The organism is Streptomyces populi (assembly GCF_002911015.1).
Lineage (GTDB): Bacteria > Actinomycetota > Actinomycetes > Streptomycetales > Streptomycetaceae > Streptomyces > Streptomyces populi.
The window spans coordinates 46,600-68,073 of sequence record NZ_KZ626860.1; the positions used below are offsets into that span (position 1 = coordinate 46,600).

A 21,474-nucleotide genomic window follows, 5' to 3' on the forward strand; every position below is an offset into this window, starting at 1 on the left:
GCGCGGTCAGCTCGCCAGCGCCTCCTCGGCCTGGCCGGGGCGCTGCTCCGCGACCCGTACCGGCGTCACCTCGCGGTGCGCCGGGTCCCGTACCTCGCCGACCAGCAGTTCCAGCACGTCCTCGAGGGCCACGAGGCCGAGGACCTTCCCGGAGGCGTCGGCGACCTGGGCGAGGTGGGTGGCGGCACGGCGCATCACGGTGAGGGCGTCGTCCAGCGGGAGTTCGGACCGCAGGGTGGTCATCGGCCGCCACATCTGCTGCGGCACCGCCCGCTCGGACTCCTCCAGGTCGAGGACGTCCTTCACGTGGAGGTAGCAGCCCATGAAGGCGCCGTTCTCCGCGACCACCGGGAACCGGGAGTACCCGGTGCGCGCGGTGAGCGCGACCACCTGGCCCGGGGTGACCGACGGGTCCACGGTGACCAGCGAGGCGCCGTCGAGGAGGACGTCGGTGACCGGGCGGGAGCCGAGTTCCAGGGCGTCCTCGAGGCGCTCCTGCTCCTCGGGTTCGAGGAGTCCCGCCTGTCCGGAGTCCTCCACCAGCCGGTTGAGCTGCTCGCTGGTGAAGACCGCCTCGACCTCGTCCTTGGGCTCGACCCGGAACAGCTTGAGGATCAGCTGCGCGCAGGCGCCGAGGGCCACCGTGACCGGGCGGCACACCCGTGCGAAGGCGACCAGTCCGGGACTGAGCCACAGGGCCGTCTTCTCGGGCGCGGCCATCGCCAGGTTCTTCGGGACCATCTCGCCGATGACGAGGTGGAAGAAGACGACGAGGGCGAGCGCGATCACGTAGCCGAGGGGGTGGATCACCCCGTGCGGCAGCCGGACCGCCTCGAAGACCGGCTCCAGCAGCCGGGCGACCGTGGGCTCGGCGACCGCGCCGAGGGTCAGCGAGCACAGCGTGATGCCGAACTGGGCCGCCGCCATCATCTGCGGCAGGCGCTCCAGGCCGTACAGGACCTGCCGGGAGCGGGCGGTGCCCAGCGGTTCGATCTGGCTGCGCCGTACGGACACGAGCGCGAACTCGGCGCCGACGAAGAAGCCGTTGGCGAGCACCAGCAGGCCCGCGAACAGCAGTTGGAGCATGCTCATCGGACGGCCTCCGGGGCGAGCGCGGTCCGCACGAGGCGGACGCGTTCGGCGCGGTAGTGCCCGACCTGCCGCACCACGAGGCGCCAGCCCGGGAGCTCCGCCTTGTCGCCGGGGGCCGGGATCCGGCCCAGCAGGTCGGCGACGAGGCCGGCCACGGTCTCGTACGGCCCCTCGGGCACGTCGAGGCCTATGCGCTGGAGGATGTCGACCCGGCAGCTGCCGTCGGCGTCCCAGGCGGGCCGGCCGTCCTCGGGGGGAGCCGCCGCGAGCTCGGGCTGCTCCCCCTGCACGTCGTCGTGCTCGTCGCGGACCTCGCCGACGAGTTCCTCGACGATGTCCTCCAGGGTCACCACGCCGGCCGTGCCGCCGTACTCGTCGACGACGACGGCGATCGGCTGTTCGCTGCGCAGCCGCTCCAGGAGGGGCTGCACGGGCAGGGTCTCCGGGACGAGCAGCGGGGCCTGGGCGATCCGGCCCACGGGGGTGCGCAGCCGGTCGTGCGCGGGGATCGCGAGGGCGTCCTTGAGGTGCACCATGCCCACGACCTCGTCGATCCGCTCCCGGTAGACGGGGAAGCGGGACAGGCCGGTGGCACGGGTGAGGTTGACGACGTCCTCGGCGGTGGCCGACGACTGGAGGGCGCTGACCTTCACCCGCGGCGTCATGACGTGCTGCGCGGTGAGGTCGGCCAGGGACATCGTGCGGACGAAGAGGTCCGCGGTGTCCTGTTCCAGGGCGCCCGCGCGGGCCGAGTGGCGGGCGAGGGAGACGAGTTCGCCGGGGGTGCGGGCGGAGGCCAGCTCCTCGGCGGGTTCCACGCCCAGGGCGCGGACGAGCCGGTTGGCGACCGCGTTCAGCGCGGCGATCACCGGCCGGAACAGCCGGGAGAAGACGTGCTGCGGGCCGGCGACGAAGCGGGCCACCTGGAGCGGCTTGGACACCGCCCAGTTCTTGGGCACGAGTTCACCGACCACCATCTGCACGGCCGAGGCCAGCAGCATGCCGGTCACCACGGCGACGCCGGGCACCGCGCCCTCGGGCAGTCCGAGCGCCCCGAACGGGCCGTCCAGCAACTGGGCGAGGGCCGGTTCGGCGAGCATGCCGACGACGAGCGAGGTGATGGTGATGCCGAGCTGGGTGCCGGAGAGCTGGAAGGACAGCTCCTTGAGCGACTCGACGACCGTGCCGGCGCGTCTGTCGCCGTCGGCCGCGGCCTTCTCGGCGTCGGGGCGCTCGACGGTGACGAGGCCGAACTCGGCGGCCACGAAGAAGCCGTTGGCGAGGATCAGCAGGAACGCCGCGCCAAGGAGCAACAGGGGGATGGTCATGCCGCCGCCTCGCTATGTCGGAAGGGGGCGGCGCAGGTACTACAGGACGATCCGTCCATCGCTGGAGGGAGTCACTCCTCGGGTAGCAGGGGGCCTCTGAGGGCGGGAGCACGACGGAGGCGGAGGCGCGATGAAAACGCCTCCGCCGACAGATTAATCAAGACATGGGTTCTCGGGGCAGGGTGGAGGGCCGAGAGTCAGCTCTCGTGTCCGCCGTTGCGCCCGTCCGGCTCCGGGATCGCGCGGGCCGAAGCCAGGGCCCGCAGAGCACGGGCGTCCTCGATGGCGCGCTGCCTGGCGATGCCCGGCTGGATGCCGAGCGCCGGGAGACTGGTGCCGTCGCTGAGGTCGAGGAACACCCAGGGGTCGCCGGGACGCAGGTTGACCTGGAGGATCTCCGCCCAGTCCAGGTGCCGGCGGCTCGCGATGTTGACGACGGTGACACCGCTCTCGTCGGCGACGACCTTGGGCCGCGCGAGCAGCACGAGCACGCCGAAGAGCAGCGCCGCGGTGAGGATGAAGCTGAGCCGCTCCCCCGGGCCTAGTTGCTCCAGAAGCATGGCGACCGTGGTGATGACCACAAGGATCGAGGCGCCCGCGGTGAGCAGCACGGCCCGGGTACGGGAAGGGCGGAAAGTTATGGGAAGGGAGGGAAGATCCGACATGTCCGTTGGTTCCGTCAGAGCCGGCAGGCGTGGATGGCCGTGGTCAGGATGGCCCGCGCGCCGAGCGCGTACAGGTCGTCCATGATCCGCTGGGCCTCCTTGGAGGGGACCATGGCGCGGACGGCGACCCAGCCCTCGTTGTGCAGGGGCGAGATGGTCGGCGACTCCAGGCCGGGAGTGAGCGCGACGGCCCTCTCCAGGTGCTCGGCGCGGCAGTCGTAGTCCATCATCACGTACGTCCGCGCGACCAGCACGCCCTGGAGGCGGCGCAGGAACTGCTGCACCTTGGGCTCGGCGTCCTCGGTGGGGCCGGCCCCGACGCGGCGGACGACGACGGCCTCGGACTTCATGATCGGCTCGCCGAAGATCTCCAGACCGGCGTTGCGCAGCGAGGTCCCGGTCTCCACGACGTCCGCGATGACCTCGGCGACACCGAGTTCGATGGCGGTCTCGACGGCGCCGTCGAGGTGGACGACGGAGGCGTCGATGCCGTGGTCGGCGAGGTGCCCCGCGACGATGCCCTCGTAGGAGGTGGCGATCGTCCTGCCCTTCAGGTCCGCGACGCCGTTGGCGGTGCCCGGCTTGGCGGCGAAGCGGAAGGTGGAGCGGGCGAAGCCGAGCGGGAGGATCTCCTCGGCGTCGGCTCCGGAGTCGACCAGCAGGTCGCGGCCGGTGATGCCGATGTCTAGCTTGCCGGAGGAGACGTAGATCGCGATGTCCCGGGGGCGGAGGTAGAAGAACTCGACCTCGTTGTTCGGGTCGACGATCCGCAGTTCCTTGGACTCCCGGCGCTGCTGGTAGCCGGCCTCATGCAGCATGTCCGCCGCAGGTCCTGAGAGGGAACCCTTGTTGGGGACGGCGATGCGCAGCATGAGGTCGGCTTCCTTTGCTCGGTGGTGTTCGGGGTGGGTGGGACGGGCGGACGTGCTCGGTGAGGGGGTACCGCTGGAAGCGGCCCCTACAGATGCGCGTACACGTCGTCGAGGGAGATCCCGCGCGCGACCATCATCACCTGGACGTGGTAGAGCAGCTGCGAGATCTCCTCGGCGGCGGCGTCCTTGCCCTCGTACTCGGCGGCCATCCAGACCTCCGCGGCCTCTTCGACGACCTTCTTGCCGATGGCATGGACGCCCTTGCCGACGAGTTCGGCGGTGCGCGAGGTGGCGGGATCGCCCGTGGCGGCCTTGTGCTGGAGCTCGGTGAAGAGCTCCTCGAACGTCTTATTGGACATGGTGGTCCTCACCCTACGCGCTCGGGGCCGTACCTCAGTGCCAGGGTTCAGATACTGAGCGGAGGGTGGCCGCGGTCGCCACGGCGGCCGTCACCGCCTCGTGGCCCTTGTCCTCGTTGGAGCCCTCGATGCCCGCCCGGTCCAGGGCCTGCTCCTCGGTGTCACAGGTCAGCACGCCGAAGCCGATGGGGACGCCGGTCTCGATGGAGACCTGGGTGAGGCCCTGGGTGACGCCCTGGCACACGTACTCGAAGTGGGGGGTCCCACCGCGGATGACGACGCCGAGCGCGACGATCGCGTCGTAGCCGCGGCCCGCCAGGACCTTGGCGGCGACCGGCAGTTCGAAGCTGCCGGGGACCCGCAACAGGGTCGGCTCGTCGATTCCCAGCTCGCGCAGGGCGCGCAGCGCGCCGTCGACGAGACCGTCCATCACCTTGTCGTGCCACTGTGCCGCGATGACCGCGACCCGCAGGTCGCCGCAGTTGCGTACGGACAGTTCAGGTGCACCCTTGCCGCTCACGTCTCTCCTTCAGTCCCGCTGTGCCGTGTTGCCGATAGTTCCGTGCTGTCGTGCTGTCGTGCTGTCGTGCCGATGGTGCCGTGTGCCGCCGGTCGTGCGGGGTCACTGGCTCCCGCAGGCCGACACGGTGACCGAGTCGAGCCAGGGCAGGTCGTGTCCCATCCGGTCCCGCTTGGTCCGCAGGTAGCTCAGGTTGTGCTCGCCCGCCTGGACCGGCATCGGTTCCCGCCCGGTGACCCGCAGGCCGTACCGGACGAGCGCGTCGGTCTTGTCGGGGTTGTTGGTCATCAGGCGCAGGCTGCGGACGCCGAGGTCCTCCAGGATCCGGGCGCTCGCGCCGTAGTCCCGGGCGTCGGCGGGCAGGCCGAGTTCCAGGTTGGCGTCGAGGGTGTCCCGGCCGCGCTCCTGGAGTTCGTACGCGCGCAGCTTGGAGAGCAGGCCGATGCCGCGCCCCTCGTGGCCGCGCAGGTAGACCACGATGCCGCGGCCTTCGGCCTGGATGCGCTCCATGGACGTCTGGAGCTGGGGACCGCAGTCGCAGCGGTGCGAGTGGAACACGTCGCCGGTGAGGCATTCGGAGTGGACGCGGACGAGGACGTCCTCGCCGTCGCCGATCTCGCCGTGGACGAGGGCGACGTGCTCGACGCCGTCGGCGGTGGAACGGTAGCCGTAGGCGGTGAACTCACCGAAGGCGGTGGGCAGACGGACCTCGGCCTCGCGCCGGACGGTGGGGGCGGCGGCACCCGTCTCCGCCGACGTGCCGTGCTCGGTGGAGCGGCGGTAGGCGATCAGGTCCTCGATGGAGATGATCGTCAGGCCGTGCTTGCGGGCGAAGGGGATCAGCTCGGGCAGCCGGAGCATCCGGCCGTCCTCGCCCGCGATCTCGACGATCGCCCCGGCCGGGCGCAGTCCCGCGAGGCGGGCCAGGTCGACGGCGGCCTCGGTGTGGCCGTTGCGGGCCAGCACACCTCCGGGCCGCGCGCGCAGCGGGAAGATGTGGCCGGGGCGCACGAAGTCGTCGGCCCCCGAGACACCGTCGGCGAGGAGCCGCAGGGTGGCGGCGCGGTCGGCCGCCGAGATGCCGGTGGTCACCCCGTGGGCGGCGGACGCGTCCACCGACACCGTGAACGCGGTCTTCATCGACTCGGTGTTGTCGTCGACCATCTGCGGCAGGCGCAGCCGGTCGAGTTCGTCGCCCTCCATCGGCGCGCAGATCAGTCCGCGGCACTCGCTCATCATGAAGGCGACGATCTCGGGGGTCGCCTTCTCGGCGGCGACGACGAGGTCCCCCTCGTTCTCGCGGTCCTCGTCGTCGACGACCACGATGGGACGGCCGGCCGCGATGTCGGCGATGGCCTGCTCGACGGGGTCGAGCGCGAAGTCCGAGGCATCCTGATCGTGCCCGGTGCTGTACCAAACCGGCGCCGTTGTCATGCCGGGGCTCCTTCCATGACGGGCTGCCCGGCCTCACGGGAGCGCAGCCACCAGTCGCGCATGCCCCACAGGACGAGCGCGCCGTACAGGACGTAGACGAAACCGGAGAAGGCGTAGCCGTTGGCGAAGTTGAGCGGGACGCCCACCACGTCGACGAGCAGCCAGGCGAACCAGAACTCGACCATGCCGCGGGCCTGCGCGTACATGGCGACGATCGTGCCGACGAAGATGTAGGCGTCGGGCCAGGGGTCCCAGGACAGCGTCGGGTACGCGTGGAACAGGCCGCTGACCGCGAGGGTGCCCACGGCCGCGGCGCCCACCATGGCCGCGCGTTCGCGCCAGGTGGCGAACCGGACGGAGACGCGCCCGTCCTCGCTCTCGCCGCGGTTCCACCGCCACCAGCCCCACAGGGCGACGGCGATGACCACGACCTGCTTGCCGGCGCTGCCGGTGAGGTGGCCGAAGAAGGCGGCGAAGAGGACGAGTCCGGAGAGGAGCTGGACGGGCCAGCTCCACACGGAGCGCCGCCAGCCGAGCGCCAGGGCGATCAGACCGATCACGTTGCCGATCATGTCCGACCACACGATGTGCTGGTCGAGGAGGACGAAGGCCTCGGAGTTGAGCCAGTTCACCTGCCCGCCTCCTGTGCGCCGGGCTGCTCACCGCGTGCGCCCAGCAGCCGCTCGACGTACTTGGCGATCACGTCGACCTCGAGGTTGACCGGGTCGCCGGGCTGCTTGTGGCCCAGCGTGGTCAGGTCGAGGGTGGTGGGGATGAGGCTGACGGTGAAGAAGTCGGGACCGGCGTCGACCACGGTCAGGCTGATGCCGTCGACGGTGATGGAGCCCTTCTCGACCACGTAGCGCGAAAGGTCGGCGGGCAGCGAGATCTTGACGATCTCCCAGTTCTCGGACGGCTTGCGCTCGATGACCGCGCCGGTGCCGTCGACGTGTCCCTGCACGATGTGGCCGCCGAGGCGCTCTCCCACGGCCATCGGCCGTTCCAGGTTGACGCGGGAGCCGACGGTGAGGGCACCGAGGCTGGAGCGGTTCAGGGTTTCGGCCATGACGTCGGCGGTGAACTCGTCACCCTCGTGCTCGACCACGGTGAGACAGACTCCGTTGACGGCGATGGAGTCGCCGTGCTGCGCGCCCTGCGTGACGACGGGGCCACGCAGCCGGAAACGCGAGGCGTCGTCGAGGATCTCGACGGCGGTGACCTCACCCAGCTCTTCGACGATTCCGGTGAACACTTCCCGGGTCCTCCTGCCTCATGGGGCACGGACTCCGGGGCTGTCGATGACGACACAATGAGCGGACCGCGGCACACCGGGAGCGACGCCGAAAGGACACCCGTCCCGCAGGACGAGCAGCAACAAACGGCAGCGCGCACGAATGCCCGCCCGCCGCGCACTGCCTCCCATCCGGACTTTAACCGTCGGTCCAGGAATTTCACCTGGTCAACCGGCCGCTGGAAGCGACCGGGTCGCGGACTGTAACCGCCGGTTCGGAATTACACCGACCCCGGAGTGCGCTGCTTCTGGTACATGGCCAGTGTGCCACGCCCGATCGACGGCCATGCGGTCACATCCCTGTGGGGTGGCTCACAGGCGATCCGCATGGACTTCCACGGAACGGTTCGCCGGTCAACTTCCCCGCCCCCGCGCGGCCTTGGGCCGCGGCGCACATCTTCGCGACTGGTCCATACCTATTGACGCTATGGTCTAGTCCTCTTAGTGTCCTCGATCAAGACTGCGTGATCATTCATTGCCGGTCCCCCCACGATCGACCCGGCGGCGGTGACGAAGGCCCTTGCCCCGCCGCCGGGTCTCCAGCAGGCCCGGCGGACCGGCCCCCACGTGATCCGCGGACGTGCGGCCTCTGCGACGCTGGAGGCGTGACCACGAGCCCCGCCGACGAGTTCGAGACGTACCGCCCGCGGCTGTTCGGGCTCGCCTACCGCATGCTCGGTTCCGCCGCCGACGCCGAGGACACCGTGCAGGACGCCTATCTCCGCTTCAGCGGCGCCGACCGGGCGGGGGTCGAGCAGCCCGGCGCCTGGCTCGCCAAGGTCGTCACCAACCTCTGCCTCAACCGGCTCACCTCGGCCCGCGCGCGGCGTGAGCGGTACGTGGGGCCCTGGCTGCCCGAACCGGTCGCCACCGGGGACGGCACCCTCGGCCCCCTGGAGTCGGCGGAGCGGCGCGACGCCGTGTCCGTGGCCCTGCTGGTCCTGCTGGAGCGGCTCACGCCGACCGAGCGGGCCGTCTACGTCCTGCGGGAGGCCTTCGCCTACGGCCACCGGGAGATCGCCGGCGTCCTGGAACTGAGCGAGGCCAACTGCCGCCAGCTGTACCGGCGGGCGGTACGGCGCCTCACCGTGCCCGAGGCCCGCTTCGAGGCTCCCGCCGAGCAGCGGACCCGGCTCGTCGACTCGTTCCTCTCCGCCGCCCGCGAGGGTGATCTGGCGGGCCTGGAGCGGCTGTTCGCCGAGGAGGTCGTCTGGTGGTCCGACGGCGGCGGCAAGGTCTCCGCGGCGCGGCGGCCCGTCGAGGGACGCGAGAAGGTACTGCGTTTCCTGGCCGGTGTCGCCGCCCGGGCCGGGGCGGACGGGTTCGCCCTCTCGGTGGCCGAGGTCAACGGCCACGACGCCCTGATCGTCCGCGGCCCCGCGGGCGCGGACGGGGACGCGGGCGTGATCGGCGTCGTCGCCTTCGAGGTCCGCGACGGCGTGATCGCGGAGGCGCGGATGGTGATGAACCCTGACAAGCTGGAATTCCTGGGACGTCAGCTGGAACGGGCCCGCACTCCGGGGTGACCGGAACCCGGGAGCAGACGGGCCGGGGGCCACCGGACCCCCTCCGCCCGTTCGCCGGCGGCGTTGTCACATTCACGCGGGCCGCGCGGTCTCAGTCGGCGAAGGGCGCTCCACCCGGGAGCGTCCGGCGTGGAGAGGACCGAACAGCATGACCACGATCCTGGTGACCGGCGGCACCGGAACCCTCGGCCGGCTCGTCACCGAGCGGCTGAGGGCGGACGGCCACGAGGTGCGGGTGCTCAGCCGGCACGCGCAGCCGTACGCCGTCGATCTCCGTGAGGGCGGCAGCGGCCTGGAGGCGGCGGTCGCGGGGGCGGACGCGATCGTGCACTGCGCGACCTCGCCCCGCGGAGGGGACGAGGAAGCGGCCGCGCGGCTGATCGAGGCCGCCCGCCGGGCGGGCGTCCCGCATCTGGTCTACATCTCGATCGTCGGCGTCGACGCGGTGCCGTTCGGCTACTACAGGACCAAACGGGCCGTGGAGAAGCAGGTCGAGGAGTCCGGGCTCGGCTGGACGATCCTGCGCACCACCCAGTTCCACGACCTCGTCGCCCAGGTCCTCGGCGGCCTCGCCAGGCTGCCCGTGCTGCTCCTGCCCGCCGGGGTCTCCGACCAGCCGATCGAGACCGCCGAGGTCGCCGAACGGCTGGCGGGGCTGGCGGCCGGGGTGCCCGCGGGGCGGGTCGAGGACATGGGCGGGCCCGAGGTGCGCACGTTCCGTTCGCTGGCGCGGGCCCACCTGCGCGCCACCGGGAAGCGCCGCCCGCTGCTCGACGTACGCCTGGCGGGCAAGGCCTACCGGGCGTTCCGGGAGGGGCACCACCTCACGCCGGGCCACGCCGTGGGGAAGGGAACGTTCGAGGACTTCCTGAAGGCGCGCTCCGGAAGCCCGCGCTGACCTCGCACCACGACTCGGACGACAAGGTTCCCGGCCCGGGAAGTGCCCGCGTCCCGCGAGGCGTCCCCGCTCCGGGCGGGCCCGGGGTCCCCCGTTCCGGGCGGGCCCGGGATCTCCCGCTCCGGGTCGGCCCGGGGCCTACCGTGACGGCGGCGGGGCGAACAGCTCGTCCTGTGCGCCGTCGCGCGCGATCAGCAGGGCGCCGCGCAGCACCGCGCCTCCGCCCAGCGCGCTCGCGCGCACCTCGGTCGGGAGCGGCGAGATGCGGGCGAGCCGCCGCCCGACCCGGACGGCAAGTTCCGTGCCGCCCGCCTGGCCGACCTCGCCGCCGAGGACCACGCACCCGGGGTCCAGCACGGCGCTGACGGAGGCGGCGCCGACGGCGAGGCGCTGGGCGAGGGCGTCGAGGAAGCCCTCGGCCGCCGGGGATCCGGGGCTCGCCAGCGCCTGCCGCACCAGCGCCGCGGCGTGCGGTTCGTGGCCCTCGGGCCGGGCCTGGACACCGTGCTCCGCCGCCAGCTCCGCGATCGCCGCGGACCCGACCAGCGAATGGAAGCCGCCCCCGCAGTCGGTCGCCGAGGGCAGGCTCGTGGTGCCCGGCACCGGCAGGAAGCCGATCTCCCCAGTTCCTCCGGAGGCGCCGCGGCGCAGGGCGCCGTCGAGGACGACGGCGGCGCCGGTGCCGTGGCCGAGCCACAGCAGGACGAACGTGTCACGGTCCCGGGCGACACCGTCGCGCTGCTCGGCCAGGGCCGCGAGGTTGGTCTCGTTCTCGACGAGGACGCGGGCCTCGGGAAGCCGCTCCTGGAGGACCGCGACCAGCCGCCGGTGCCAGGCGGGCAGACCGGTGGAGTTGCGGAGTTCACCGCTGGCGGGATCGATCAGACCGGGCGCCCCGATGCCGACGGTGTGCAGCCTGCCCCACCCCCGGACGAGTTCGGGCGGGGACGACGCCCCGAGCGACCCCGCCGCCTTCGCCACCCGCTCGACCAGCGCCACCGCCTGCTCCACCGCAGGCCCGGTCCCGGTGCCCTCGCCGATGGGCACGGACGCCTCGGCCAGGACCTGACCGACCAGGTCGGAGACGACGACGGACACGCCCTCCGTGCGGACGTCCAGCGCGGCCAGACGGGCGCGGTCCGCGACGATCCCGTAGACCCGGGCGTTGGGGCCGCGCCGCTGCTCCCCCGATTCCCCGACGACGGTGACGAGACCGGAGGCCGTGAGGCGTTCGACGAGGTCGGCGACGGTCGGCCGGGACAGTCCGGTGAGCTGCTTCAACCGCGTGGCCGTCAAAGGGCCCTCCTGCTGCAGCAGCCGCAGGGCGAGCCGGTCGTTGATGGCCCGTGCGGTGCTCGGGGATGCGGGCATGCCGGGAATCCTCCCAGATCGGCTCGGCCGCCGGACGAGCGGGCGGCGAGCGGACATCTATTTATCAGGCAGGGTTCCTGATAGTTTACGGCGGCACACTGTTGAACCATCACCCGGGGAGGGGCCCGAGCATGAGTGGAGTGGTCTACGACCAGCGCGAGGTCAGGCGCGCCCGGTACGCCGTGGCGGCCGTGTTCGCCGTGCACGGAGCCGTCACCGGGTCCTTCGCGACCCGCGTGCCGTGGATCCAGGACCACGCGTCGGTCAGCGCGGGGCAGCTCGGCTTCGCCCTCGCCTTCACCGCGTTCGGCGCGTCCTGCTCGATGCCGCTGGCCGGCCGGATCACCCACCGCTTCGGCAGCCGTGCGGCGCTGCGCGGTCTCATCGCCCTGTGGACGCTGGCGCTGGTCCTGCCCGCCCTGGCGCCGAACCTGCCGGCCCTGTGCCTCGCGATGTTCGTGTACGGCGCCACGGCGGGAATGGCCGACGTCGCCATGAACGCGCTGGGCGTCGAGGTCGAGAACCGGCTCGACAAGTCGATCATGTCCGGGCTGCACGGCATGTGGAGCGCCGGCGCGCTGATCGGCGCGGCGGCCGGCACGCTCGCCGCGCACCTGGGCGCGGACGCGCGGCTGCACCACGGCCTGGCCGCGGCCGTCCTCACCCTTCTCGGCCTCGCCGCCTGCCGGTGGGTGCTCGACCTGCAACCCACCGAGGACGAGGAGCCGCCGCCGCGCTTCGCGCTGCCGCCCCGGTCGGCACTGCTCATCGGCGCGGTCGGCTTCTGCGCGGTCTTCGCCGAAGGCGCGAGCCTGGACTGGTCGGCGGTCTACCTGCGCGACCGGCTGGACAGCTCGGCCGCCCTGGCCGCGGCCTCGACCACCGGCTTCATGCTGACCATGGCGGTGGCCCGACTGGTCGGCGACACCGTGGTGAACCGCTTCGGCGCCGTCCGCACCGTGCGGGCCGGCGGCGTCCTCGCCGTGCTCGGCGGACTGCTGGTCGTCCTCTCGGAGCATCCGGCGGTGGCGATGAGCGGCTTCGCGCTGCTCGGACTCGGCATCGCGGTCGTCGTCCCGCTCTGCTTCGCGGCGGCCGGGCGCAGCGGCCCCAACCCCAGTCAGGCCATCGCGGGCGTCGCCACCATCACGTACACCTCGGGGCTCATCGCGCCGAGCCTGATCGGGTCGGTGGCACAGGCGACGAACCTGATGGTGTCGTTCGTCCTGGTCACGGTCCTGGCGGTCGGGCTGGTCACGCTCGCGGGCGTGCTGCGCGCCGGGGACCGCGTCAGCCCGAAGGTCGGTCCGCTGAGCGCAGCAGTTCCCGACCCACGGCCCTGAACCGCTCGCTCCACGGCGCCGGGCGCAGCGTCCCGGCGTCGAGCCGGACGAGGACCCGGGTCCCGTGCGCGTAGGTGACCGCGCCATCGGGGGAACAGAAACGGAAGCCGTACGTCAGTCCGGTGTTCCCGAGCCTTTCCAGCCAGAGGTGGACGGCGTACGTGCCGGGGCGGCTGACCGGGGCCTCGTAGGTGATCCGCAGCTCCTTGACGGCGTTGCAGGAGTCGCCCGCCGCCTCCCAGTCGCCGTCGAAGCCGAAGCCGCGCTCGTTCCACAGCGCGGTCCAGGCGCGCTCGACCAGGACCGGGTAGCGGGCGTTGTGGAGCAGTCCGAGCGCGTCGAGGTCGTCGAAGTGGACGGTGACGGGCAGGAGCCGTCCGTACGGGAGGGCGGGGGCGACGGGTGCTTCGGCGGTCACGGGCGGGGCTCCTGGGACGTGCTGCGGCGCGCGGAGGTGCGGGCCTGGCTGAAACGGTGCCCCCATCCTAAGCAAACGCTCAGGAGCCCCGCCCGGGCGGGATCAGCCCGCGATGGAGTCGAGCTGCTCGGCGGCCGGACGCAGCTCCCACAGATCACCGCCGGGCGGTGCCTCGAGCCGTGGCACGGCGGCCCGCGCGGCCGGGTCCCCCGCGTCGGCGGCGGCGCGCACCACGTCGCTCGCCGCGAAGCGGTGGAACTCCAGCTCGGGATGGCCCCACGGTTCGGCGCCGGTCGCCGTCGGCAGCAGGTAGTCGACCGCCTTGAACAGGCTCTGGCCGTCCGGCCCCCGGTACGCCCACAGGTCCACGCCGACCTTCCGGCCGATCGCCGCGAGCCGGGTGTACGCCACCAGGTCGAAGGTCGAGTAGTGCCAGCTCCGGGTGCGGGCGAGCTCCTGGGGCTGGCCGCCGTCGGCGGCGATCTGCGGGTCGACGCGCAGGGCGCCCGCGGCGAGCACGGTCCGCCGGGCGAGTCCCCTGTCGCCGGTCGCGCACGCGAGGGCGGCGAGCTGCATGTCGTAGAAGGTGCCGTGGTTGTTGCGCGCCGCGCCCTCCTCCTTGCCGAAGGCGCTGTCCGTCAGCCAGTCGCGGTAGCCGGTGTTCCAGGCGAGCATCGCGGCCCGGTCGCGCCGGGACCAGCCGGGGGCGCCGGTGTCCAGGAGGGCGATCGCGTCGAGGACGCTCGTGTAGGACTGCGAGAAGTCGATGACGCCGATGGCCCGGCCGTCGTACTTGCAGGGGATGAACTGGCCGTGGTCCAGGTTCGGGTTCATCCGGGTGGCCGGGTCCAGGAACCAGGTGCGCAGGACCTGGGCGGCCTTCACCGCGTACCTCTTCTCGCCGGTGTAGTACCAGGCGAGAGCCAGGTCGTACGTCGAGTCGAACACCTTCTCCACGTCCTGACGGTCGGTGCCGCTGTCCACCTCGGGGTTGCGCTGCCCGTCGCGCTGGACGTACGGGCACCCCCAGGGGTTGTCGGCGGTGGCGGGACGTGAGGGCCACCAGTAGGGAGCCTGGCTGAGGTAGTCGTGGACGTCCCCGCCGGGAGCGGGTCTCGGCTTGTCGACGACCGTCCAGGGGCCCTGGTCCAGCCAGTTGTCGGCGCGGGTGGTCAACTTCCGCAGGGCACCGGCGAGTCGGCGGTCGCCCTTCTCCAGCCGGGCCCGGGTGCGCCACAGCCGGCCGCCGTCCAGGACCACGGTCTCCGGCGGCTCGGACGCGGTCCGGCCGGACACCGCGGACGCGGTGCGGGCGGATGCCGGGGGGAGGAACGGGGCCGCCGTACGGGCCGACGCCGAGGGGGCCACGAGGGAGACGAGGGCGACGGCGACCGCCGCGATCGCCAGGCCCGGTCCGGATCGTGTACTCACATGACACTCCGATCAGACATATGAACGACGTTCATGAGAAGGACCGTGCGAGCGTAGAGCGGCTGGCCGGACGTGACAATGGTCCGGACCGATTCACGTACAGAGAAAGCGGACCTCACCATGGACCTCGGCGTGGGCTGGAAACTGCACGGCGACGGGCGGACCCCCGCCCCGGGAGCGGTCGTCCGCCCCGATGAACGCCTCTCCTGGCCCCGGACCTTCGGGCTCGGCGCCCAGCACGTCGTGGCCATGTTCGGGGCGTCTTTCGTCGCGCCCGTTCTGATGGGACTCGACCCGAATCTCGCCATCATGATGTCCGGCGTCGCGACGGTCGTCTTCCTGCTCGCCACCCGTGGCCGGGTGCCCAGCTATCTGGGCTGTTCGCTCTCCTTCGTGGGCGTCGCCGCCGTGATCCGCGCGCAGGGCGGCACCAGCGCCACGGTGACCGGCGCGTGCTTCGTGGTCGGTGTCGCGCTGTTCCTGGTGGGTCTGGCCGTCCAGCGGTTCGGGGCGAGGATCATCCACGCCGCGATGCCGCCGATCGTGACCGGCGCGGTCGTCATGCTGATCGGCTTCAACCTGGCGCCGGTGACGGCGTCCACCTACTGGCCGCAGGACCAGTGGACGGCCCTGCTCACCATGCTGGTCACCGGCGCGGCCGTGGTGTGCCTGCGCGGCTTCTGGTCGCGCATCGCGATCTTCCTCGGACTGGTCTTCGGCTACGCGGTCTCCTGGCTCTTCGACCGGATCTTCGGCCGGATCCACGCGGCGGACGCGAGCGGCAAGGTCACCGACCACTGGCGGCTGGACCTCTCCGGGGTCGAGCACGCGGACTGGATCGGGCTGCCGTCCTTCCACGGACCGTCGTTCCAGTGGTCCGCGATCCTCGTCGCGCTGCCGGTGGTCATCGCGCTGGTCGCCGAGAACGCGGGGCACGTCAAGGCCGTCGGCGAGATGACCGGCGACCCGCTGGACGACGAGCTGGGCACCGCGATCTCCGCGGACGGAGCCGCCTCCATGCTCTCCACCGCGGTCGGCGGACCGCCCAACACCACGTACTCCGAGAACATCGGCGTGATGGCCGCGACCCGGGTCTACTCCACGGCCGCGTACTGGGCCGCCGCCGGCTTCGCCCTGCTCTTCGGGCTGTGCCCCAAGTTCGGCGCGGTGGTCGCGGCGATCCCGGGCGGCGTCCTCGGCGGCATCACCGTCATCCTCTACGGCATGATCGGGCTGCTCGGCGCCCAGATCTGGCTCAACGCCCGGGTGGACCTGCGCAATCCGCTGAACCTGGTGCCCGCCGCCGCGGGCATCATCATCGGCATCGGCGGCGTCACCCTGAAGTTCACCGACAACTTCTCGCTGAACGGCATCGCGCTGGGCACCATCGTCGTGATCACCGGCTACCACGCGCTGCGGGCGATGGCCCCGCCCCACCTCCGGCAGGAACCGCTGCTCGACTCGGGGACGTCGGGGTACGACGAGCCCGGGGACCGGCGCGCCGGATCGTAGACGTGCTCCGCCGGGAAGGCCCCGGTGCGCCCCGGTGGTCGCTCGGCTCCCCGGCCGCGTTCCCCCGTTCCGGGGAAGCCCCCGGAACGGCGGCGCGCCGGCCGGCCCACGACTGGGACGCTGCCTTCATGACGCAGTCGGCACCGTTCACCGCTCCCGTTGACATGGTCGTCTCCCGCATGCGCGCCCTGGACGCGAGGCTCCCCGAGCGCGACGGCCTCGCGGTCTTCAACCGCGTCTACCTCACGGTCACCGAGGAGTTCGGCCGTCTCCTGGACGCCGGGGCCTTCCCCGACCGCCGGGCCGCGACGACGCTGGACGTGCGGTTCGCGGAGCGCTACCTGACGGTGGCCGAGGAGGGCCGGGCGCCCGCGTGCTGGCGGCCGTTGCTGCGCTTCCGCCGCCATCCGGGGGTACGTCCCCTACAGTTCGCGCTCGCGGGCATCAACGCGCACATCGGGCACGACCTCGCGCTCGCCGTGGTGGACAGCTGCCGGTCGCTCGGCTGCGAACCGGCCGACCTGGAGGACGAGTTCGACCGGGTCGGCGACCTCCTGTCCGCACTGGAGGAACGCATCCGCGAAGAGCTGATGCCGGGCCCCGACCTGCTCCAGATCGCCGATCCGCTCACCCATCTGCTCGGCTCCTGGAGTCTGGAGCGGGCCCGCGAGGCGACCTGGGCGGCGGCGCGGGCCCTGTGGGCGCTGCGCGGACTCCCCGGCCTGGCCGAGGAGTTCGGCGACCGCCTCGACGCCGCGGTGGGCCTGGCCGGCCGGATGCTGCTCACTCCCCTGCCGGACTGATCCGGCCACGCGTCGCGGTCCTCGCCGGAACATCCGGACGCTCACTGTACGTTGACACGTCGGCACACCCCGACGCGAAGGAGTGCACAGGTATGACGACGCGACTCGGCCTCACCCTCCCCCAGATGCGGCAGTACGACCTCGGACGGGACGTGCCCGACGTGGCGCGCGCCGCGGAGGCGATCGGGTACGACAGTCTGTGGGTCTTCGAGCGGGCCCTGTTCCCGGACCCCCCGACCCAGGGGCTGTACGGCGTCGAGGGGCTGGCCTGGCCGGACTCGTACCGGGCCGTCGCCGATCCGCTGGTCACCCTGACCCTGGCGGCCGCGGTCACCGGGCGCGCCGAACTCGGCACCAGCGTCCTGGTCGCGCCGCTGCACACGCCCTTCCAGCTCGCCAAGGCCCTCGCCTCGCTCGACGCGGCCAGCGGCGGCCGGGTCGTGGCGGGCCTCGGCACGGGCTGGTCGCTCGACGAGTACGCGGCGGCCTCCGCGCGGCCCTTCGAGGAGCGCGGCGCCGCCCTGGACGAGGTGATCGAGGTGTGCCGCGCCGTGTGGGGTCCGGACCCCGTGGTCCTCGACGGCACGCTCACCAAGGTCGCCTCGGCCGTGGTCGGCCCCAAGCCGGCCCGGCCGATCCCGATCCTGCTCGCCGCCAACACGGGCAAGGCTCGGCGCAGGCTCGTCGACCACGCGGACGGCTGGATGCCGATCGGCATGGGGGCCGCCCGACTGGCCGCGCAATGGCGCGAGTTGCAGGACCTGGCGGCCGAGCGCGGGCGCACCCGGCCGATCCGGACCGTGCTGCGCACCAATCCGAGCTACACGCCCAAACCGCATATGGGCGAGGACCGCCAGCCCTTCCAGGGAGCCGTCGAGCAGATCGTGGAGGACCTGGTCGCCCACGCCGAGGTCGGCCTCGACGAGATCTTCCTCGATCTGCAGGGCGAGGTGCGGGACGCCGCGGAGCTGAAGGACGTGGCGGCCGAGGTGTACGAAGCGGCGCGGGCCGCCGGGGTGTGACCCGGCCGCCCGCGCCGCGGGACGAGGATCAGTCCTCGGGCAGTTCCACCGGCGCGATGTCGTCGTAGACGTCGCCGGGCCCGGGGTTGGTCGGGTCGGTCGTCCCGCCGAGCTGGTGCATGACGCCCCAGACCGCGTTCAGCGCGGTCTGGACGGCGCCCTCGGCCCAGCCGGCCGTCCAGGAGATGTCGTCGCCCGCGAGGAAGATGCCCCGCTTGTCCTCGGGCAGCCGGTCCTGCATGAAGTGCGTGAACAGACGGCGCTGGTAGCGGTAGTGGCCCGGCAGGTTGGCCTTGAAGGCACCCATGAAGTAGGGCTCGTTCTCCCAGGACACGGTCACCGGGTTGCCGATGATGTGCTTCCGGATGTCGACCTTCGGGTAGATCTCGCCGAGCGACTTCAGCATGACCTCCATGCGCTCGCCCGCGGACAGCGGCAGCCACTTCAGGCTGTCGTCGCACCACGTGTACGAGAGGCAGATGACGGCGGGCTTGTCCGGGCCGTCGTCGAGGAGGTAGGTGCCGCGCGTCATCCGGTCGGTGAGCGTCATCGACATGACGTCACGACCGGTCTCCTCGTCCTTGTCCAGCCAGAACGGCCGGTCGACGGGCACGAAGAGCTTGCTCGACTCCATGTAGTGGGTGCGCTCGATCGCCGTCCAGTGGTCGATCGGGAAGAGCGAGTCGTCGCAGGCGACCTTGGAGAGCAGCATCCAGGACTGGGCGGTGAAGATCGCCGCCTTGTAGGTGCGGATGTCGCCGCTCGCGTCCGTCACCGTGATGCCGTTGCCCGCGGTGCGGTTCAGCCGGGTCACGGCCGGGCGCGGGGCCCCGTCGTGCAGCGAGGACAGCGAGGTGCCGTACGCCCAGTGCACGATCTTCTGCGGCTCGCGCTCCCACAGGCGCAGCGGGAGCTGCTGGGAGCCGCCGACGATGCCGCGGTGGTGGTCGTCGGCCTCGGTGTAGACGACCCGCAGGATCTCCAGGATGGAGTTCGGGAAGTCGGTGTCCCAGCCGCCGGTGCCGAAGCCGACCTGGCCGAAGATCTCGCGGTGGCGGAAGGACTTGAAGGACTCCGAGTCGCACAGGAAGCCGTAGAAGGTCTGGTTGTCGAGCTTCTCGACGAGCTCGGACCAGATCTCCCGGATGCGCGGGACGTCGCGCTCCCGCATGGCCTGGTTCATGTCGGAGAAGTCGGCGCCGTCCTCGAGACAGGCGTTCCAGGCGTTCATCACGTCGCGGTAGACCTGCGGGAGGTCGTCGACGGAGGTCGCGTAGTGCGACTCGCCCTTGAGGTCGACGACCGTCGAGGGCGTCGACTCGGCGAGGGGGTTGGGGAACGGGCGGGTCTGGAGGCCGACCAGGTCGATGTAGTGCTGGAGGGCGGTGGAGGAGGGCGGGAAGCGCATCGCGCCCATCTCGGCGGTGAGCGAGGGGTCGCAGCCCTCGAAGCCGACCGTGCGCAGTCGGCCGCCGATCTCGTCGGCCTCGTAGACGACGGGCTTGAGGCCCATCTTCATCAGCTCGTACGCGGCCACGATGCCGGACAGTCCGCCGCCGATGACGGCGACCTCGGTGCCGTGCTCGGTGGCGGGTATCTGACCGAGGCCCGCGGGGTGCGCGAGGAAGTCGTCGTAGGCGTAGGGGAAGTCCGGGCCGAACATGGTGATCGGCGGCTGCTGCACGTCGGCGTGCTGGACGGCGTTGGGCACGGTGGACGTCATGGGGTACGGACTCCTTGCGCGAAAACTGGTGAGGGGGAGGCTGTGCGGACCGGTCCGGGGGGTGCGGGCCGGGCGGAGGATCAGACGAGGGACCCGTAGAGGCCGGGGCGGCGGTCCTTCAGGTACGGGTTCGTCTCGCGCGAGGCGGCCAGCAGGACCGGGTCGGCGTCCGCCAGGACCAGTTCCTCGCCACGGCCGGCGCGGGCCCGGGCGACGCCGTCGGGGCCGGCCAGTGTGGACAGTCCGACGAACTCGAACTCCCCTTCAGGACCGGTGCGGTTGACGTAGGCGACGTACATCTGGTTCTCGAAGGCGCGCACCGGGACGACGGACTCGGCGACGAACTGGAACGGGTGCATCTGCGCGGTCGGCACGAGCAGCAGGTCGGTGCCGGCGAGGGCGTGCGCCCGGACGTTCTCCGGGAACTCGACGTCGTAGCAGATCATGAGGCCGACCCGCAGACCGTTCAGGTCCGCCTGCACGACGGGCTGGTCGCCGGGCGTGAAGTGGTCGTGCTCGAAGCAGCCGAAGAGGTGGGTCTTGCGGTAGTTCGCGAGGCGGGTGCCGTCGGCGGAGATCAGCTGCACGGAGTTGAAGACCGCCGCGCCGCCGTCCGCCGCGCGCTCGGGGTAGCCGTAGGCGACGGCGACGCCGTGCCGGCCGGCGATCTCGGCCACCGCGTCGGCGGAGTCGCCGTCGGCCGGCTCGGCGAGGCGCGCGATGTCGTCGCCGATGGCGTAGCCGGTCAGGAACATCTCCGACGTCACGATCAGCCCGGCTCCCGCTGCGGCGGCGCGGCCCGCGGCCTCGTCGAGCACCTTGAGGTTCTCGACGACCGAGCCGGGGCGGCCGGAGCTCTGGAGCAGGGCTGTGCGCATGCGGGTTCTCCACCGGTACGAGGGGGGTTCGGGGGCCAGATAGACGGTACGGTCGGCCGGCTCGGGGGGACAAGAAGGACCCGTTGCGCGCAACTGGACGATTCGTTGCGCGCGCACGACTCCCGGCGGCGATTCGTTGCGCACCCCTCACGGACCCCGAACCCGGCCCCGGACCCGGGAGACGCAGGTCACAGGCGGGTTCGACCACCCTCGGACACGACGGGGGACGAACGAGGCGGAGACCTCACGGAGGCGAGGCACCAGGACGGGGCCGGCGGCCGCGATCGGGGGCGGATGCCCGACGACCGCGGTCGGGGGACGGTGGATACCCGGCGGCCGGGCCGCGCGGGCAGGATCCCGGCACCACCGTCACGGGGGCAGAAGACGCCTGGCGGGCGGGCCGCGCGGGCAGGATCCCGGCACCACCCTCGCGGGAGAGGCAGAGGGCGCCCGGCGGTCACGGCCACGCGAGGCAGAGGGCGCCCGGCGGGCGGGACGCCCTGCGTCACAGTCGCGGAGGGCGGTGGACGCCCGGTGTCACGGGCGCGCAGGGTCGTGGTGCCTGCCCGCTGTGGTCCCGCACCTCACGGTCCCGCGCGTTCACAGCTCGCGCAGCCGCTCCACGATCTCGCGCAGCAGTTCCGGGTCGGCCGCCGGAGAGCCGTCCGGCGGGCGGTACGGCTCGTCGATGCTCAGCAGACCGGCCTCGGCCAGGTCGCCCAGCAGGACGCGCACGACGGTCAGCGGCAGGTCGGCGTCCGCGGCGAGCTCCACGACCGGGCGGGGACCGCGGCGGGCCAGATCGAGCAGCGCGGCCGCCGCGTGGTCGAGACCGGGCGGCCCGGCGTCCGCCTCCAGGACCGTGACCCGCGACATCAGATCGATGACGTGCCGGTCCGAGGGCCGGGTCCGGCCCCCGGTGACGGTGTAGGGCCGCACCATCGGCCCGGTCTCGTCCTCGTACCAGTGCTCGTGCTCGTCGGTCACG

General features: G+C 72.3%; 21 protein-coding genes and 1 riboswitch. Of the genes, 6 read left to right on the plus strand and 15 right to left on the minus strand.

The features are described 5' to 3' along the window. Positions 1-6: 6 nt before the first annotated feature. From CW362_RS13565 to CW362_RS13605, 9 genes are all read right to left on the minus strand, one after another. Complete coding sequence (locus tag CW362_RS13565; protein WP_103549689.1) at positions 7-1,092, minus strand: hemolysin family protein; 1,086 nt, start codon at positions 1,090-1,092, stop codon at positions 7-9. Beyond that, positions 1,089-2,420, minus strand: a complete 1,332-nt coding sequence (locus CW362_RS13570) for a hemolysin family protein (protein ID WP_103549690.1) — start codon at positions 2,418-2,420, stop codon at positions 1,089-1,091. The genes CW362_RS13565 and CW362_RS13570 overlap by 4 nt, the downstream gene beginning before the upstream one ends. Before the next feature lie 197 nt (positions 2,421-2,617). Continuing rightward, on the minus strand, positions 2,618-3,085 hold the full coding sequence (locus CW362_RS13575; RefSeq protein ID WP_103549691.1) for a PH domain-containing protein: 468 nt from the start codon (positions 3,083-3,085) through the stop codon (positions 2,618-2,620). A gap of 14 nt (positions 3,086-3,099) precedes the next feature. After that, positions 3,100-3,957: an ATP phosphoribosyltransferase gene (gene hisG, locus CW362_RS13580; protein WP_103549692.1), complete on the minus strand. Its 858-nt coding sequence runs from the start codon at positions 3,955-3,957 to the stop codon at positions 3,100-3,102. Positions 3,958-4,043: 86 nt separating this feature from the next. Beyond that, positions 4,044-4,316, minus strand: a complete 273-nt coding sequence (locus CW362_RS13585) for a phosphoribosyl-ATP diphosphatase (RefSeq protein WP_030038616.1) — start codon at positions 4,314-4,316, stop codon at positions 4,044-4,046. A 34-nt stretch (positions 4,317-4,350) separates the two neighbouring features. Then, positions 4,351-4,836 (minus strand): 6,7-dimethyl-8-ribityllumazine synthase, encoded by a 486-nt coding sequence (gene ribH, locus CW362_RS13590; protein WP_037621081.1) that lies wholly within the window; start codon positions 4,834-4,836, stop codon positions 4,351-4,353. Positions 4,837-4,938: 102 nt separating this feature from the next. After that, on the minus strand, positions 4,939-6,270 hold the full coding sequence (locus CW362_RS13595) for a bifunctional 3,4-dihydroxy-2-butanone-4-phosphate synthase/GTP cyclohydrolase II (RefSeq protein ID WP_103549693.1): 1,332 nt from the start codon (positions 6,268-6,270) through the stop codon (positions 4,939-4,941). Further along, on the minus strand, positions 6,267-6,902 hold the full coding sequence (locus CW362_RS13600; protein WP_103549694.1) for a nicotinamide mononucleotide transporter family protein: 636 nt from the start codon (positions 6,900-6,902) through the stop codon (positions 6,267-6,269). The genes CW362_RS13595 and CW362_RS13600 overlap by 4 nt, the downstream gene beginning before the upstream one ends. Continuing rightward, the gene (locus CW362_RS13605) at positions 6,899-7,522 is read right to left on the minus strand and encodes a riboflavin synthase (protein ID WP_103549695.1); all 624 of its coding nucleotides are present in this window, start codon (positions 7,520-7,522) and stop codon (positions 6,899-6,901) included. The genes CW362_RS13600 and CW362_RS13605 overlap by 4 nt, the downstream gene beginning before the upstream one ends. A 153-nt stretch (positions 7,523-7,675) precedes the next feature. Beyond that, a riboswitch (FMN riboswitch) is annotated at positions 7,676-7,806 on the minus strand. 360 nt (positions 7,807-8,166) lie between these two features. Here CW362_RS13605 and CW362_RS13610 point away from each other — a divergent pair. Both CW362_RS13610 and CW362_RS13615 read left to right on the plus strand, forming a co-directional pair. Next, entirely contained in the window at positions 8,167-9,087 is a 921-nt protein-coding gene (locus tag CW362_RS13610; RefSeq protein ID WP_103549696.1) for an RNA polymerase sigma-70 factor, read from the plus strand. Between the two features lie 148 nt (positions 9,088-9,235). Further along, positions 9,236-9,985, plus strand: coding sequence for an SDR family oxidoreductase (locus CW362_RS13615; RefSeq protein WP_103549697.1), 750 nt, complete (start codon positions 9,236-9,238; stop codon positions 9,983-9,985). A 138-nt stretch (positions 9,986-10,123) separates the two neighbouring features. Here the strand turns inward: CW362_RS13615 and CW362_RS13620 are convergent, their stop codons facing one another. Continuing rightward, positions 10,124-11,356 (minus strand): ROK family transcriptional regulator, encoded by a 1,233-nt coding sequence (locus tag CW362_RS13620; RefSeq protein WP_103549698.1) that lies wholly within the window; start codon positions 11,354-11,356, stop codon positions 10,124-10,126. Positions 11,357-11,487: 131 nt separating this feature from the next. On the opposite strand from CW362_RS13620, the gene CW362_RS13625 reads away from it, so the two are divergent. Next, a complete protein-coding gene (locus tag CW362_RS13625; RefSeq protein ID WP_103549699.1) occupies positions 11,488-12,699 on the plus strand; it encodes an MFS transporter in 1,212 nt (403 codons plus the stop codon). Here the strand turns inward: CW362_RS13625 and CW362_RS13630 are convergent. Then, entirely contained in the window at positions 12,647-13,117 is a 471-nt protein-coding gene (locus CW362_RS13630; RefSeq protein WP_103549700.1) for an acyl-CoA thioesterase, read from the minus strand. The two genes, CW362_RS13625 and CW362_RS13630, sit on opposite strands and share 53 nt — an antisense overlap. A 102-nt stretch (positions 13,118-13,219) precedes the next feature. Beyond that, positions 13,220-14,548 (minus strand): alginate lyase family protein, encoded by a 1,329-nt coding sequence (locus tag CW362_RS13635; RefSeq protein WP_103549701.1) that lies wholly within the window; start codon positions 14,546-14,548, stop codon positions 13,220-13,222. A gap of 120 nt (positions 14,549-14,668) precedes the next feature. Between CW362_RS13635 and CW362_RS13640 the strand changes: the two genes are divergently transcribed. From CW362_RS13640 to CW362_RS13650, 3 genes are all read left to right on the plus strand, one after another. Further along, positions 14,669-16,060: a uracil-xanthine permease family protein gene (locus CW362_RS13640; protein ID WP_103549702.1), complete on the plus strand. Its 1,392-nt coding sequence runs from the start codon at positions 14,669-14,671 to the stop codon at positions 16,058-16,060. A gap of 128 nt (positions 16,061-16,188) precedes the next feature. Then, positions 16,189-16,863: a DUF5995 family protein gene (locus tag CW362_RS13645; protein WP_103549730.1), complete on the plus strand. Its 675-nt coding sequence runs from the start codon at positions 16,189-16,191 to the stop codon at positions 16,861-16,863. Positions 16,864-16,955: 92 nt separating this feature from the next. Then, the gene (locus tag CW362_RS13650; protein ID WP_103549703.1) at positions 16,956-17,885 is read left to right on the plus strand and encodes an LLM class F420-dependent oxidoreductase; all 930 of its coding nucleotides are present in this window, start codon (positions 16,956-16,958) and stop codon (positions 17,883-17,885) included. 28 nt (positions 17,886-17,913) lie between these two features. Here CW362_RS13650 and CW362_RS13655 read toward each other — a convergent pair whose 3' ends face one another. The 3 genes from CW362_RS13655 to CW362_RS13665 all read right to left on the minus strand — a co-directional run bounded on the left by CW362_RS13655 (position 17,914) and on the right by CW362_RS13665 (position 21,473). After that, complete coding sequence (locus tag CW362_RS13655) at positions 17,914-19,608, minus strand: flavin monoamine oxidase family protein (protein WP_103549704.1); 1,695 nt, start codon at positions 19,606-19,608, stop codon at positions 17,914-17,916. Positions 19,609-19,688: 80 nt separating this feature from the next. Further along, positions 19,689-20,486, minus strand: coding sequence for a carbon-nitrogen hydrolase family protein (locus CW362_RS13660; RefSeq protein WP_103549705.1), 798 nt, complete (start codon positions 20,484-20,486; stop codon positions 19,689-19,691). 600 nt (positions 20,487-21,086) lie between these two features. Further along, positions 21,087-21,473, minus strand: a complete 387-nt coding sequence (locus CW362_RS13665) for a DUF742 domain-containing protein (protein ID WP_240657775.1) — start codon at positions 21,471-21,473, stop codon at positions 21,087-21,089. Position 21,474: the final 1 nt, after the last annotated feature.

What these genes read in the sequence shown, in the direction of transcription:
- CW362_RS13575 (WP_103549691.1), bottom strand. Translation starts at nt 3,085, where the DNA reads ATGTCGGATCTTCCCTCCCTTCCCATAACTTTCCGCCCTTCCCGTACC.
- CW362_RS13650 (WP_103549703.1), top strand. Translation starts at nt 16,956, where the DNA reads ATGACGACGCGACTCGGCCTCACCCTCCCCCAGATGCGGCAGTACGAC.
- CW362_RS13645 (WP_103549730.1), top strand. Translation starts at nt 16,189, where the DNA reads ATGACGCAGTCGGCACCGTTCACCGCTCCCGTTGACATGGTCGTCTCC.
- CW362_RS13565 (WP_103549689.1), bottom strand. Translation starts at nt 1,092, where the DNA reads ATGAGCATGCTCCAACTGCTGTTCGCGGGCCTGCTGGTGCTCGCCAAC.
- CW362_RS13640 (WP_103549702.1), top strand. Translation starts at nt 14,669, where the DNA reads ATGGACCTCGGCGTGGGCTGGAAACTGCACGGCGACGGGCGGACCCCC.
- CW362_RS13570 (WP_103549690.1), bottom strand. Translation starts at nt 2,420, where the DNA reads ATGACCATCCCCCTGTTGCTCCTTGGCGCGGCGTTCCTGCTGATCCTC.
- CW362_RS13625 (WP_103549699.1), top strand. Translation starts at nt 11,488, where the DNA reads ATGAGTGGAGTGGTCTACGACCAGCGCGAGGTCAGGCGCGCCCGGTAC.
- CW362_RS13595 (WP_103549693.1), bottom strand. Translation starts at nt 6,270, where the DNA reads ATGACAACGGCGCCGGTTTGGTACAGCACCGGGCACGATCAGGATGCC.
- CW362_RS13615 (WP_103549697.1), top strand. Translation starts at nt 9,236, where the DNA reads ATGACCACGATCCTGGTGACCGGCGGCACCGGAACCCTCGGCCGGCTC.
- CW362_RS13620 (WP_103549698.1), bottom strand. Translation starts at nt 11,356, where the DNA reads ATGCCCGCATCCCCGAGCACCGCACGGGCCATCAACGACCGGCTCGCC.
- CW362_RS13660 (WP_103549705.1), bottom strand. Translation starts at nt 20,486, where the DNA reads ATGCGCACAGCCCTGCTCCAGAGCTCCGGCCGCCCCGGCTCGGTCGTC.
- hisG (WP_103549692.1), bottom strand. Translation starts at nt 3,957, where the DNA reads ATGCTGCGCATCGCCGTCCCCAACAAGGGTTCCCTCTCAGGACCTGCG.
- CW362_RS13655 (WP_103549704.1), bottom strand. Translation starts at nt 19,608, where the DNA reads ATGACGTCCACCGTGCCCAACGCCGTCCAGCACGCCGACGTGCAGCAG.
- CW362_RS13585 (WP_030038616.1), bottom strand. Translation starts at nt 4,316, where the DNA reads ATGTCCAATAAGACGTTCGAGGAGCTCTTCACCGAGCTCCAGCACAAG.